Origin of the sequence: Streptomyces sp. SLBN-31 (assembly GCF_006715395.1) — a bacterium.
GTDB lineage: Bacteria > Actinomycetota > Actinomycetes > Streptomycetales > Streptomycetaceae > Streptomyces.
Genome location: NZ_VFNC01000002.1, coordinates 769,468 through 783,136 on the forward strand (window position 1 = coordinate 769,468; position 13,669 = coordinate 783,136).

Genomic DNA, 13,669 nt, shown 5'->3' on the forward strand with positions numbered 1-13,669 from the left:
GGGTCAGCCCTGCTGGAAAAGCTCCGCCGGGAGTGGCTTCAGCAGGGCGTACAGGTCGTCGGTGATGGGTCGGTCCCAGGCGGCGATGGTCACCAGGACGTTGTCGCTGCGGTCGAACTGGACGCAGGAGATCCGGCTCTCGGAGAGCTTGAGGCGGCGCACGATCAGGAGGTTGTCGCCCTGCATGACCGGCATGTCCTCGACGCCGACGACCGTCACTTCCTCCTCGTTCTCCAGCGCGAGGAGGAGCTGGGCGACCTCGAAGGGGATCTCGCCCTCGGCGACCTCGCGGGCCGGGGAGCCCTCGGGCAGGTTGCCGATGATCATCGCGGGGCCGCGGCCGCCGAAGAGGTCGTAGCGCAGGAAGACGCCCTGGCAGCTGCCGTCGGGGGCGGGCAGCAGGCCGGCGCCGAGGTTGCCGGGCCAGTCGCCCGGGTCCATGGCCAGCACGTCGAAGTCGGGGCCGGCGGGGGTCGCGCTGCGGCGGCGGAGGAACGACATGCGCCAATGGTACGGGGCAGGCGGACATGGTGCGGGGGCTGGTCGTACTCCCCTAGGTGGCCCGGTCCTCCGTCGCCTTGAGGGTGGCCGCCAGGCCCGTGCTGTCCGTGCCGAGCTTGCGGTAGACCGCGGAGAGCAGGCGGACGACCGCCGGCTCGTCGATGTGCAGTTCGCTCGCGATGTCCGCCTCGGTGCGGCCCTGCGCCGCCAGGTTCGCCGCCGAGCGCTCGCGGGAGGTCAGGGTGTCCGTCTCGGTGCTGTGCAGGCGCCGTGGGCGCAGCCCCGCCGCGGTGAGTTCGTCGCGGGCTTCTTCGACCAGTCCGTCGGCGCCGCACTGGACGGCCGTGTCGAGGCCCCGGTAGAGATGCTCGGCCGCCTCCCGGGAACGGCCGCTGCGGCGCAGTTCCGTGCCGAGGGCGACGAGGGCGCAGGCGAGCTCGTAGGCGGCAGGTGAGCGTTCGAGGTGGCTGACGGCCTCCTCCAGGTACTTGACGCGGGCGGAGCCGGAGGAGACTTCGGCGGCCGTGCGCAAGGCCTGGCCGACGGCCGAGGGGGTGCCGAACTGGCGGGCCCGGGCGACCGCTTCGAGGGCGGTGGTGACGGCCCGTTCCGGGCTGGTGTGGGCCTCGGCGCGGGCGAGGTGGAGCTGCCAGGGGCACCATGCGGGGTTGCGGATTCCGCGCGGGTCGAGGCGGCGGCCGGCCGCGGAGAGCTCCTCGGCCGCCTTCCGGTGCAGGCCGCGGGCGAGGAGCAGTTCGCCGCAGACGGTCTGGGCGTCGGGGAAGACGACGGCCGCCGGGTAGGGCGCGCAGAAGGAGTAGTCCTCGCCCGTCCGGGCGGCTTCGATGACCCGGCCGCGGGCCAGCAGCACCTGGATGAGGATGCCCACGGCGTACCACTCGGCGGGGGTGCCGGGGCCGACGCGTTCGGCAAGCCGCAGTCCCGCCCGGACGAAGTCCTCGGCCTCGGCGAGCCGGCCGCGCCGGTAGCGGACGTAGGCGAGGAGCGTGTAGGCGAAGGAGAGGTGGGCGCCGCGCCAGCCCTGGCGTTCGAAGTCGGCGATGCCGGCCGCGAAGAGTTCTTCCGTACGCCCGGGCCGGTCGGCGTACATGAAGGCGAGCGCGACCAGAACGGGCACCTCGAAGCCGCGGTCGGGTTCGGCCCAGCCCAGGCCGCCGGCCAGGGCGCGTTCGGCGTGGTGGAGGGCGATGTGGGCGGGCTCGCCGCGCAGGACGGCGTCCCAGGTGCGCAGGCCGATGACGTAGCGCTCGGTGAGGTCGCGGCCACTCAGGCGGTCGGCGAGCCTGGCCAGGCGGCGGGAGCGGGAGGGGTGGTCGGGTTCGTCGGCGCGGAAGGCGTCCCACATGAACTGTTCGGCGACCATGCGCAGCCTGACCCGGGCGTCGTCGGTGACGCGGATCTCGCGGGCGAGGGTGTCGGAGGCCTCGGCGAGATGGTCGCTGTGCGCGAGGACCTGGGAGAGCCGGTAGACGATGTGGTGGCGCAGGCCCGGGTCGGTGACCGGTTCCTCCAGGGCGGCGCGCAGATGGTTGACGGTGGTGGCGGGCTCGGTGAGCAGGGAGGCCGAGCCCAGTTCGTACAGGACGGCGGCGCGGTCCCCGGGGGGCGGGGGTTCGCGCAGGGCGCGGGCGAGGTAGCCGCGGGCGGCGTCGGGGGCGCCGGCGCGCAGGGTCTGTGCGGCGGCGGCGCGCAGTTGCTGGACGACCCAGTTGTCGCCGTCCGGGTGGGTCTCCAACAGGTGGCGGGCGGCCGCGGAGGGGCCCTGTCCGTCGTTGATCACGCACCAGGCGGCCTGGCCGTGGAGGGCGACCCGGACGCCGGGCGGGATGGCCCGGTAGACGGCGGTGGCGATCAGCGGGTGGACGAACTCCAGGGTCTCGGCGCCGGTGAGGATGCGGGCCGTGCGCAGCGCGTCGGCGGCGTCGGCGGCCTCCTCGTGGCCCAGTCCGGCGACGGCGGCGGCGAGCAGGGGATGGATCTCGGTGCCGAGGACGGCGCAGGCCCAGGCGAAGCGCACGGTGGAGGCGCCGAGTCGTTCCAGGCGGGCGACCAGGCCGCTGCCCTTGACGGCGGCGGCGAGGTCGCGCAGCAGCGGGGCGGCGGACTCGGTCGGGGTGAGACCGCGCTCGCGTACCTTGGCGAGCAACTCGACGGTCTCGAAGGGGTTTCCGGTGGTGACGGCCCAGCACTCGTGGCAGAAGGCGTTGTCGGCGCGGGCGCCGAGCGTCTCGCGTACCAGCCGGGCGACGGCGGCGGCGCTGAGCGGTTCCAGACCGAGGGGACGCGTGCCCGCGCGGCCGGGCAGTCCCCTGAACGACTCGGCGTGCTCGGGGAGTTCGTCCGGGCGGTAGGCGACGACGATCAGCAGCGGGAGTTGTTCGGCGCGGGGCGCGAACGCGGCGAGCCAGCGCAGGGATTCGGGGTCGGCCCAGTGGGCGTCGTCCAGCACCAGCACCATCGGGGCGCGCAGTGCGGCGAGATGGGTGAGGATCCAGTCCAGGCCGTCGCGCAGGCCCTGTTGGTCCGGTGGGGCGGACGGGGTGGGCGCGCACAGGCCGAGGGCGGGGCCGACGATGTCGTACCAACTGCCCAGTGAGTCACGCAGGTCGGCCTGTGCGGCTCCGGCGAACTGGGGCTGGAGCAGTTGGCGGGCGACGTGGAAGGCGACGCGCTGTTCCTGGTCGCCGCCCCGTGCGGAGAGCACGGTGCAGCCCTTCGCGGTCGCGAGCCGCCGGACCTCGGCGAGGAGGGTGGTCTTGCCGATGCCGGCGCGCCCGGCGAAGGCGAGGAGGGCGCCGCGGGGAGGGTCGGGCGGTTCCGCCCCGTCCCCGCGCAGGCCGGTGAGTGCGGCCAACGCCTCGTCGACGGCCGCGAGTTCACTCTCGCGCTCGAAGAGGGTCCGGCTGCTCCGTACGACACGCTGCACCATGGCATACCCCCTGCCGCGGTGGTGTGTTCGCGCGGGGAGCGGACACGCACCGTGGCCTCCAGGCACCTCAGAGTACGCCGCAGGCGGGTTGCACGCCGTGGTACGAGCATTACTGACCGAAACCGGTTCAAACAGTGCTTCGGTGTCGTTCGTGATGCCGTGCGACCCGGGCGCGGTTGCCGCAGGAGGGCTTGCACCACTCCTGACGGGGGTGCTCCTTGAGGAAGTAGCGGACGCAGCGCGGTGCGTGGCAGGCACGCAGTCGCTGCCGGTCGGGGCCCGCGAGGAAAGCGATGGCGGCCTGGGCGAGGGCCGCCGTGAGGTCCTCGGCGCCGTCGGGCGCATGGCGGCTCACGGCGGGTTCGGCGTCGTCGTCCCAGTGCAGGACCGGCACGGTGGGGGTGCGCGCGGCCGCGGCGTTGAGGCGGGCGAGGGCGTCGGGCACGGGCAGGAGGCGGGTGGCGTCGGCGGGGCTGGGCTCGGCGGGTCGCACCGCGCGGGCGAAGAGGGCGCGGACGGCCGCCCGCAGTTCCCGTACGGCGGTGAGGTCGCCCTCGTCGGCGACCCACCGGTGGGCGTCCGGCACGGCCTGGGGGTGGTCGCGGACCCAGGCGGTGAGCCCGGCGGCGTCGCTCAGGTCGTCGGCGACGCCGCCGTGGCCGTCGTGGCGGACGGTGAGGGCGAGGTCGAGGCAGAGTCGGGCTTCTGGAGCGAGCGGGTCCGGCATGCCCCTAATGATAGGGCCGAGCCCATCCATTAAGTCGTCCTCCGCCGAGGAGCGGCGGATCCAGCCCTGTCGTCAAGTTCCCGTCGTCCGCCCGCAGGGCGGGCCCGGAGGCGTCTGGTGCGTGCGATCGCAAGGCGCCGGAGCGCCCTGACAGCGGGGCTGTTCGGGCGTTTGGGCAACGCCGCGAGCGCGCGTGCCAGGCGCCTCCGGGCAGGCGGGAATCTGACGACAGGGTCTAGCCCTCCCCGGGCTCCGGCGGTACGACGGCGACCGGGCTCGCCGCGTGCAGGAGGACCGCCTGGGTGACCGAGCCGAGCATGCGGGCCGGTGCGAGCAGGCGGCGCCGGTGGCGGCCGACCACGACCAGGTCCGCGTCCTTGGAGGCGCCGACCAGCAGCCCGGCCGCGTCGCCCGGCAGGGCGAAGGCGTCGGCGCGCACATCGGGGTGGTTCTTGCGGTGCGGGGCGAGGAAGCCCTCGGCGAGCGTCCAGGTCTCGTTCTCGACGGCCTCCTGGTCGATCATCTCCGGGGCGAGTTCGGCGGGGACCGCCCAGGACCGCACCGGCCACGCGTAGGCGGCGACGACCTGGAGGCGGGCGCCGCGCAGCGCGGCCTCGGTGAAGGCGAAGGACAGGGTGGCGTCGTCGGGAGCGTCCACCTGGAGACCGACGACCACGCGCGGCCCCGGTTCGACGGGCGCGTCCCCGTGCACCTCGCGTCCGGGCCGGGGAACCACGACGACCGGGCATTCGGCGTCGCGGGCGGCGGCCATGCCGTTGGAACCGAGCAGCAGGCTGGCGAAGCCGCCCCGGCCGCGGGAGCCGAGGACCAGCAACCGCGCGGTGGCACCCAGCCCCGGCAGCACGGCACCCGGCGCGCCGTCGAGGCCGACGTACTCGATCCCGGGCGGGTGGGACCGGTCCTTCAGAAGGTCGCGCGCCTGGGCGAGCACGGAGTCGTCGCCCGGGTCCGGCGGTCCGGCGACCAGGACGTCGGGCTGGGCCCAGGCGGCGTACTGCCGCACATGGACCACCCGCAGCGGGGCCCCGCGCTCGCGGGCGGCGTCGAGCGCCCAGTCCAGGGCGCGCAGGCTGTCGTCCGAACCGTCGACCGCCGCGACGACGGGCAGGCTGTCCATGGGGTCCTCACCTCCGGATCTCGACCTCGCCTCCCGGGGGCCGGCCCCGGGAGGGTGTCGGCGCCGGGAAGGTGCTCAAGGTCGAGTGTCCGGGAAACGGGCGGCGGACACCGCCCGGCCGGCACGAACCGCGCGGCTCAGGTCAGGTCGAATTCGCCCTCCCTCGCGCCCGACACGAACGCGCCCCACTCCGCCGGTGTGAAGATCAGGGAAGGGCTCTCCGGGCGGCCGCTGTTGCGCATCGCGATGAATCCCTCGACAAAGGCGATCTGGACATCCCCCAGGCCACGGCTGCTCGAGTGCCATTCGGCGCTGCTGAGGTCCAGCTCCGGCTTGTCCCAGCCCGCGAGCGGGTGCTGCTGGATGGTGGTGCTCTCGGCCACGTCCTGCTCCTCCCGATTCGTCGTCCGCGGCCAGCCTAGCGATCGACCCCTGATGCCAACAGGCCACGTGAAGGGGACCTTTGGCGAGCCCTTCAGGAGGTGGGGGGTTCGCTGCCCACGAGCCACATGGAAAAGAACTGCGATCCACCTCCGTAGGCGTGCCCGAGGACCCGCCGCGCGCCCTCCACCTGGTGTTCTCCGGCCTGCCCGCGCACCTGCAGGGCAGCCTCCGCGAAACGGATCATGCCGGAGGCACCGATGGGGTTGGTCGACAGCACCCCGCCCGACATGTTCACGGGAAGATCGCCGTCCAGTTCCGTCACCCCCGACTCGGTGAGCTTCCAGCCCTCGCCCTCGTCGGCGAAGCCGAGGTTCTCCAGCCACATGGGCTCGTACCAGGAGAACGGCACGTAGATCTCGGCGGCGTCGATCTCGCGGCGCGGGTCGGCAATGCCGGCCTGCCGGTACACGTCGGCGGCACAGTCCTTGCCGGCCTGCGGGGAGACGAAGTCCTTCCCGGCGAAGAGGGTGGGCTCGCTGCGCATCGCCCCGCCCAGCATCCAGGCAGGCGGCCGCGGCGACCGGGCCGCGCCGGCCCGGTCGGTCAGCACCATCGCGCAGGCGCCGTCGGAGGACGGGCAGGTCTCGGAGTACCGGATCGGGTCCCAGAGCATGGGCGAGGCCTGGACCTTCTCCAGGGTGACGTCGTGCTCGTGCAGATGCGCGTACGGGTTCTTCAGCGCGTTGCGCCGGTCCTTGTACGCCACCAGCGAGCCCACCGTGTCGGGGGCGCCGGTACGCCGCATGTACGCGCGCACATGCGGGGCGAAGAAGCCGCCCGCCCCGGCGAGCAGGGGCTGCTGGAAGGGGATCGGCAGAGACAGCCCCCACATGGCGTTGGACTCGGACTGCTTCTCGAAGGCCAGCGTCAGGACGGTGCCGTGGACGCGGGCCGCGACCAGGTTGGCGGCGACCAGCGCGGTGGACCCGCCGACGGAGCCGGCGGTGTGCACGCGCAGCATGGGCTTGCCGACCGCGCCGAGCGCGTCGGCGAGGTACAGCTCGGGCATCATGACGCCCTCGAAGAAGTCGGGCGCCTTGCCGATGACGACGGCGTCGATGTCGGCCCAGGACAGCTCGGCGTCGTCGAGGGCCCGCCGGGCCGCCTCGCGGACGAGTCCCGCGATCGACACATCGCGCCGGGCGGCCACGTGCTTGGTCTGGCCGATCCCTGTGACGGCCACGGGCTCCTTGCTCATCGCGGATCCCCTTCGAGTACGGCGACCAGGTTCTGTTGCAGGCACGGGCCGGACGTGGCGTGGGCGAGCGCCCGGTCGGACTCGCCCCGGTGGACGGCGGCGGCGGCCTCCCCGAGGCGGATGAGCCCGGCGGCCATCATCGGGTTGGCGGCGAGGGCGCCGCCGGAGGGGTTGACGCGCACGGTGTCGTCCAGCCGGAGCGCCTTGCGCAGCACGACCTCCTGGGAGGTGAACGGCGCGTGCAACTCGGCGGTGTCGACGGGCCGTTCGAAGGCGCCGGCCTTCTCGGCGGCCAGCCGGGCGGAGGGCGAGTCGGTCAGGTCCCGCACACCCAGGCTGTGGGCCTCCGTGCGGTGGTCGATGCCGCGGATCCAGGCGGGCCGTTCGCACAGCTCACGGGCTCGCTCGCCGGCGGCGAGGATCACCGCGGCGGCGCCGTCGCCGATGGGCGGGCAGTCCCCGGTGCGCAGGGGCCGTACGAGATAGTCGCCCTGCGGGATGGAACCCCTCAGCTGGGCGTGGGAGTTGGCGGTGGCGTCCGCGCGGCTGCGGGCGGCGACGGCGGCGAGCGCGGGCTCGTCGGTCTCCCCCGCGTCGATCAGTGCCTGTGCCTGGAGGGCGGCCAGGGCCACGGAGTCGGGCCACAGCGGCGCCACGTAGTACGGGTCGAGCTGCCGGGTGAGCACGTCCCGCACCGAGCCGGGCGAGGACTTGCCGTAGGAGTAGACGAGCGCGGTGTCCGCGTCCCCCGTCAGCAGCTTGGTCCACGCCTCGTACAGCGCCCAGGCGCCGTCCATCTCGACGTGCGACTCGGAGATCGGGGGCCAGGCGCCGACGCCGTCGAGGGCGAGGGTGAAGGAGAAGGCGCGGCCGGCCAGGTAGTCGCTGGAGCCGGAGCAGGTGAAGCCGATGTCGGCGGTCCTGAGGCCGGTCTGGTCGAGCACACCGTGCAGGACCGGCATGAGCATCTCGACCTCGGAGAGCTCGTCGGTGGTGCGCCGGTGGTCGGTCTGGGCGAAGGCGACCAGTGCTATGTCACGTGTCACAGCAGCTCCTTGTAGGCGTCGTACTCCGCGTCGGGCTCACCGGTCGGCCGGTAGTGGTCCGGGTAGCGGGCCCCCTCGGTCCACACCGCCTCGACGCGCAGGCCCATGCGCACCTGGTCGTAGGGGATGCCGCCGATGCGTCCGTGCAGCGCGAGGTCGGCGCCGTCGAGGGCGATGTGCGCGTAGACGTACGGCACTTCGATGTCGAGGTTCTTGGCCTTGATGTTGACGATGCAGAAGGTGGTGACCGTACCGCGGGGCCCCACTTCGACCTGTTCCGAGGTGGCGACACCACAGGTGGGGCAGGCGCCCCTCGGCGGCACGTACACCTTGCGGCAGGTGGGGCAGCGTTCGCCGACGGTGCGGCGGTCGGCGAGGGCGTGGATGTACGCCGACTGGGCGCGGCCGGGCGAGTAGGTGTAGTCGAGGCGGGCGGGGGCGACGATGCCGGTGACCGGTTCCTCGAACTCCCCCGCGTGCACGCTGACTTCCGTGTCGTCACCGTCGTACGGCTCGAAGCAGGCGATGTCGGTGATGGCGCCGGAGCGCTCCTCGGCCCAGCGGATGCGGACCCTCATGCCCGTGTGCACGGCGTCGGGGCCGGGGGCGTCCAGGGCGTGCAGCAGGGCGGTGTCGGCGCCGTCGAGGCGGACCAGTACCCAGGCGAAGGGGGTGTCGAGGGGCTGGCCGCGGCGGGGTTCGTGGTTCCAGGCCCAGGTGGTGACCGTGCCGGTGGAGGCCACGGGGACGAGGTCGCGGATCTCCTCGGCGGTGACGGGGTCGTATTCGACGGGCGGGACCAGGGTGCGGCCGTCGACGGTCTTCACGCCGAGCACGACGCGCTCGCGCAGACCGGTCAGGAAGGCGCTCTGGACGGGGCCGAGGGAGCGGGTGAAGGGGAACTCGACGGCGAGGGGTGCTTTGAGGACTTCGGGCATGCCCGGTCTCCTTCTGGTCAGGCGCGCTTGTAGACGGGCGGCCGCTTCTCCGCGAAGGCGCGGGCGCCTTCCTTGGCGTCGGCGGTGTCGAAGATCGGCCAGCCGCGCTTGAGTTCGGAGGCGAGGCCGTCCGTCTCGGTCATCTCGGCGGTCTCGTAGACCGAGGCCTTGATCGCCTCGACAGCCAACGGGCCGCAGGAGTTGACCTGTTCGGCGATCTCCAGTGCCTTGGCGAGCGCGGTGCCGTCGGCGACGACATGGCCGATCAGGCCGATGCCGGCGGCCTCCCGAGCGGTGTAGGGGCGCCCGGTGAGCAGCATCTCCAGGGCGTGGGTGCGCGGGATCTGGCGCTGCAGCCGGACGGTCGAGCCGCCGATGGGGAACAGTCCGCGCCTGACCTCGTAGAGTCCGAAGGTCGCCGACTCGCCCGCGACGCGGATGTCGGTGCCCTGCAGGATCTCGGTGCCGCCCGCCACGCAGTGGCCCTCGACGGCGGCGATCACCGGTTTGCGGGGGCGGTGGTGGCGCAGCAGCGCCTTCCAGTGCAGGTCGGGGTCGGCCTTGAGGCGGTCCCGGTACTGCTCGCCCCGCGTGCCCTGCCCGGCCAGGGCCTTGAGGTCCATGCCGGCGCAGAACGATCCGCCCGCGCCGGTCAGCACGATCGACCGGACCCCGTCGTCCTCGTCGGCCTCCAGCCAGCCGTCGTACAGGCCGACCAGCATCGGCAGCGAGAGCGCGTTCTTGGCGTCGGGCCTGTTGAGCGTGAGCACCAGTGTGGCGCCTTCGCGCCGGACGGTGAGGTGTTCCGTCCCACCCATGACCATCTCCCCTCTCCGGGAACGAGAACAGGTTGCAGTAGCACGGGAGGCACTTCAAGAGTTTTCTGACAGGTAGTCAGATTTCTTCGCGCGAACCCTTCACAGTTGCCGTGCCCTTTGCTCTGATGACCGGCGAACCGACGGATGCGCCTTTCTTCGTCACGGCTGCACGGGGTCAGGAGGAACGGTGGAGTACAACCTTGCGGACCTGTTCGAGTCGGTCGTCGACGTGGTGCCCGACCGCGAGGCCCTGGTGTACATCGACCATCCGGGGACGGGTGCGGAACGCCGGCTGACTTACGCGGAGCTGGACGCTGCGGCGAACCGGATCGGCCACCACCTGATCGACGCGGGGATCAGGCCCGGCGAGCATCTCGGACTGCATCTCTACAACGGCATCGAGTACCTGCAGACGGTGTTCGCCTGCCTGAAGGCGCGGATCGTGCCGGTCAACGTGAACTACCGCTATGTCGAGGACGAGTTGGTCTACCTGTACCGGGACGCCGACCTGACCGCGCTGGTCTTCGACGCGGAGTTCGACGCACGGGTGGCCGCGGCGCTGCCGCAGTGTCCGAGGCTGCGTCACCTGGTGCGGGTGGGCGGCGGGGACGAGGGGGTCTCGGCGGCGGTGCCGTTCACCGAGGCCGAGGCGGCGGGCTCGCCGGAGCGCGGCTTCCCGGCGCGCTCGGGCGACGACCAGTTCATCATCTACACCGGCGGCACCACCGGCATGCCCAAGGGCGTGATGTGGCGTCAGGAGGATCTGTTCTTCTCGGGGCTGGGTGGCGGGGCGCCGACCGGTGAGCCGGTGAAGAAGCCCGAGGAGCTCGCCGAGCGGGTCGCGGCCGGGGGCAGCGGGATCACGTTCTTCCCCACTCCCCCGCTGATGCACGGCACCTCGACCCTCACCTCGCTCATCGGTTTCAACTTCGGCCAACGGGTCGTGATCCACCGCAAGTTCGTGCCCGAGGAGGTGCTGCGGACGATCGAGAAGGAGAAGGTCACCAGCATCTCGCTGGTCGGTGACGCGATGCTGCGGCCGCTGGTCGACGCGCTGGCCGGCCCCATGAAGGCCACGGACTGCTCGTCGGTGTTCAGCGTCTCCTCCTCCGGGGCGGTGCTGTCGGAGACGGTCCGCAGGCAGTTCCAGGAGCTGCTCCCCCACGCCGTGCTGCTGAACAACTACGGCTCCTCCGAGTCCGGCTTCAACGGCACGGCGACGGCCGACTCCGGGGCCGGCCAGAGCTTCCGCATCCGTGTCAACTCCCGTACGCAGGTGGTCGATCCAGCCACCCATGAGCCGGTCGTGGCGGGCGAGGTGGGCCGGGTCGCGCAGTGCGGCCACGTCCCGCTCGGCTACTACAACGACCCGGCGAAGACCGCCGAGACGTTCTTCGACAAGGACGGTGAGCGCTGGGTGCTGCTCGGGGACATGGCCACGGTGGACGAACACGGCGTGGTCACCGTCCTCGGCCGGGGTTCGCAGTGCATCAACACCGGCGGCGAGAAGGTGTACCCCGAGGAGGTCGAGCAGGCCCTGAAGTCCCACCCCGACGTGTACGACGCGCTGGTGGCGGGGGTGCCGGACGCGAAGTGGGGCAACCACGTGGCGGCGGTGGTGCAGTTGCGCGAGGGCGCGGCGCGGCCGTCCCTGGAGGACGTCCAGAGGTACTGCCGCACCCATCTCGCCGGTTACAAGATCCCCAGGCAGCTGGTGATCACAGAGGCGATACGGCGGTCGCCGAGCGGCAAGGCGGACTACCGGTGGGCCCGGGACGTCGCGGAGGCCGCCGACCGGTAGGCGCGGGGGCGGGCGTAGTCTTTGCCCGCGGTTGACCTGCGGACCTGAACGGAGGGTGACGGCGGTCCGTACGCGAGGTAGGCGGCCCCGACCTGCGGGCCCGGTCCGCCGCACCAGCACCGGGAAACCGTACGGAAGGACCTACGGGTGTCGCACCTCACGCCCCCTCGCCAGCTGCCGGACACGGACGCGGACGCCGACGGGAGCCCGGACCCCGACGTGACGGCGACCGACGACCCCCGGAAGGCCTCCGAGCCGGCCGCCGAGCCGACGCCGACGACGCCCACCGCGGCGGAAGCCGCCCCCGAGACCGCCGCCCGCGACGAAGCCGAGCCCGAACCGCAGGAGACCGCCGCCCGCGACGGCGTCGAGCCGGGCGCGCAGGCCCCCTCCCCCGCCCGCCCCGGCTGGTTCGGCTGGCGGCGGCGCTTCCCCCGTACCGCGCGGGGTGTGTGGCTGGGCACGACCGTGCTGGCCGCCGTGCTGGTGTTCGTCGTCCTGCTCGTGCCGAACCGGCTGGACTACATCACCGTCCAGTCCTTCCTCCGCCTTCCCGTCGAGGGGATCTTCCTCGCGGCCGTCCTGCTCGCACTGCCCTCGCGGGCCCGGCGGGTCACGGCCGCCGCCCTCGGTGTGCTCCTAGGACTGTCCGCCGTCCTGAAGTGCCTCGACATGGGCTTCCGCCAGACCCTGGCCAGGCCGTTCGACCTGGTCTTCGACTGGGTCCTGCTCAGCGACGCCGCGGACTTCCTCAAGGACTCCCTCGGCCGCACGGGCGAGGTGTTCGCGGTGATCGCGGTGATCGCCCTGGTCCTCGCCGTGCTCGTGCTGAGCGCGCTCGCGACGGTGCGGCTGGCGAACGTAGTGGCCCGCCACCGCCCCGTGGCCGTGCGTTCCACACTGGTCCTCGGCGTCGTGTGGATCATCTGCTTCACCCTGGGAGTGCAGTTCGGCGGCGTCACGGTGGCCACCAAGGGCTACGCCCAGTACCTGTCCAACCGTGTGCAGTACGTCAGCGACGGCCTCGGGGACGCCGAGGTCTTCAAGAAGCAGCTCACCGTCGACGCCTACGCCAAAACCCCCTCCGACCAGCTGCTGACCGGACTGCGCGGCAAGGACGTCATGCTCACCTTCATCGAGAGCTACGGCCGCGTGGCCATCGACGATCCCACGATGGGACCGGAGGTCGACGCGACGCTCAAGGCGGGTGACGCCCGGCTGAAGGCCGCGGGCTTCTCCGCGCGCAGCGGCTGGCTCAGGTCGCCCGTGACCGGTGCGGGCAGCTGGCTCGCCCACTCCACCTTCCTGTCCGGCCTGTGGGTCAAGAACCAGCAGCGGTACCGGACCCTGACCACCAGCGACCGAGCCACCCTCACCAGCTACTTCCAGAAGACCGGGGCCTGGCGGACGGTAGGCATCGTGCCCGGCGTCCGCAAGGCCTGGCCCGAGGGCAAGTACTTCGGCCTCGACCACATCTACGACTCCACGCACCTCGGCTACCAGGGCCCCTACTTCAGCTGGACGCCGGTCCCGGACCAGTTCAGCCTGGAGGCCTTCCAGAAGCTGGAGCACGGCAAGAAGAACCGCGACCCGATCATGGCCGAGATCATCCTGGCCTCCAGCCACAACCCCTGGTCGCCCATCGCCCACACGATCGACTGGAAGGACCTCGGCGACGGCAAGGTCTTCTACAAGATCAAGAAGGAGGGAACCAACCCCACGGAGGTCTGGAAGAGCGCCAAGCGCGTGCGGACCGAGTACCGCAAGGCCATCCAGTACTCCCTGGACAGCCTGACCCAGTGGGTCCAGCGGTACGGCGACGACAAGACCGTCCTCGTCTTCCTGGGCGACCATCAGCCCGTCCCGACGGTCACCGGGGGCACCAGCAACAGGGACGTGCCGGTCACCGTCGTCGCCCGTGACCCCAAGGTGCTGGAGCGCATCTCCGACTGGGGCTGGACGGAGGGCATCAAGCCGGCCGACAACGCGCCGGAGTGGAGCATGAACACGTTCCGGGACCGGTTCATGACGGCGTACGGGCCGCAGGACGGGTGATCCCACGTCCGCCGGGGGTCGTGGGCCGGGGGCCTTCGGACGGCGTAGCAAGA

The 13,669-nt window shown here is 72.4% G+C and carries 11 protein-coding genes; 2 read left to right on the forward strand and 9 right to left on the reverse strand.

What is annotated here, in order from left to right; translation table 11 throughout:
• Positions 1–3 precede the first annotated feature (3 nt).
• From FBY22_RS23490 to FBY22_RS23530, 9 genes are all read right to left on the reverse strand, one after another.
• A complete protein-coding gene (locus tag FBY22_RS23490) occupies positions 4–501 on the reverse strand; it encodes a hypothetical protein (protein WP_142149023.1) in 498 nt (165 codons plus the stop codon).
• Between the two features lie 52 nt (positions 502–553).
• The gene (locus FBY22_RS23495) at positions 554–3,451 is read right to left on the reverse strand and encodes an AAA family ATPase (RefSeq protein WP_142149025.1); all 2,898 of its coding nucleotides are present in this window, start codon (positions 3,449–3,451) and stop codon (positions 554–556) included.
• A gap of 127 nt (positions 3,452–3,578) precedes the next feature.
• Positions 3,579–4,178: an ABATE domain-containing protein gene (locus FBY22_RS23500; protein ID WP_142149027.1), complete on the reverse strand. Its 600-nt coding sequence runs from the start codon at positions 4,176–4,178 to the stop codon at positions 3,579–3,581.
• A gap of 235 nt (positions 4,179–4,413) precedes the next feature.
• A complete protein-coding gene (locus tag FBY22_RS23505) occupies positions 4,414–5,316 on the reverse strand; it encodes a universal stress protein (protein WP_142149029.1) in 903 nt (300 codons plus the stop codon).
• Between the two features lie 137 nt (positions 5,317–5,453).
• Complete coding sequence (locus FBY22_RS23510) at positions 5,454–5,699, reverse strand: DUF397 domain-containing protein (RefSeq protein ID WP_058928597.1); 246 nt, start codon at positions 5,697–5,699, stop codon at positions 5,454–5,456.
• Between the two features lie 92 nt (positions 5,700–5,791).
• Positions 5,792–6,958, reverse strand: coding sequence for a thiolase domain-containing protein (locus tag FBY22_RS23515; RefSeq protein WP_142149031.1), 1,167 nt, complete (start codon positions 6,956–6,958; stop codon positions 5,792–5,794).
• On the reverse strand, positions 6,955–8,004 hold the full coding sequence (locus FBY22_RS23520; protein ID WP_142149033.1) for a thiolase domain-containing protein: 1,050 nt from the start codon (positions 8,002–8,004) through the stop codon (positions 6,955–6,957). Before FBY22_RS23520 ends, FBY22_RS23515 begins: the two co-directional genes overlap by 4 nt.
• Positions 8,001–8,942, reverse strand: coding sequence for a Zn-ribbon domain-containing OB-fold protein (locus tag FBY22_RS23525; protein WP_142149035.1), 942 nt, complete (start codon positions 8,940–8,942; stop codon positions 8,001–8,003). Before FBY22_RS23525 ends, FBY22_RS23520 begins: the two co-directional genes overlap by 4 nt.
• A gap of 17 nt (positions 8,943–8,959) precedes the next feature.
• Complete coding sequence (locus FBY22_RS23530; protein WP_142149036.1) at positions 8,960–9,760, reverse strand: crotonase/enoyl-CoA hydratase family protein; 801 nt, start codon at positions 9,758–9,760, stop codon at positions 8,960–8,962.
• Positions 9,761–9,947: 187 nt separating this feature from the next.
• On the opposite strand from FBY22_RS23530, the gene FBY22_RS23535 reads away from it, so the two are divergent.
• Positions 9,948–11,561 (forward strand): acyl-CoA synthetase, encoded by a 1,614-nt coding sequence (locus FBY22_RS23535; RefSeq protein WP_142149038.1) that lies wholly within the window; start codon positions 9,948–9,950, stop codon positions 11,559–11,561.
• Positions 11,562–11,708: 147 nt separating this feature from the next.
• On the forward strand, positions 11,709–13,616 hold the full coding sequence (locus tag FBY22_RS23540; protein ID WP_142149040.1) for a sulfatase: 1,908 nt from the start codon (positions 11,709–11,711) through the stop codon (positions 13,614–13,616).
• The last annotated feature ends 53 nt before the right edge of the window (positions 13,617–13,669 follow it).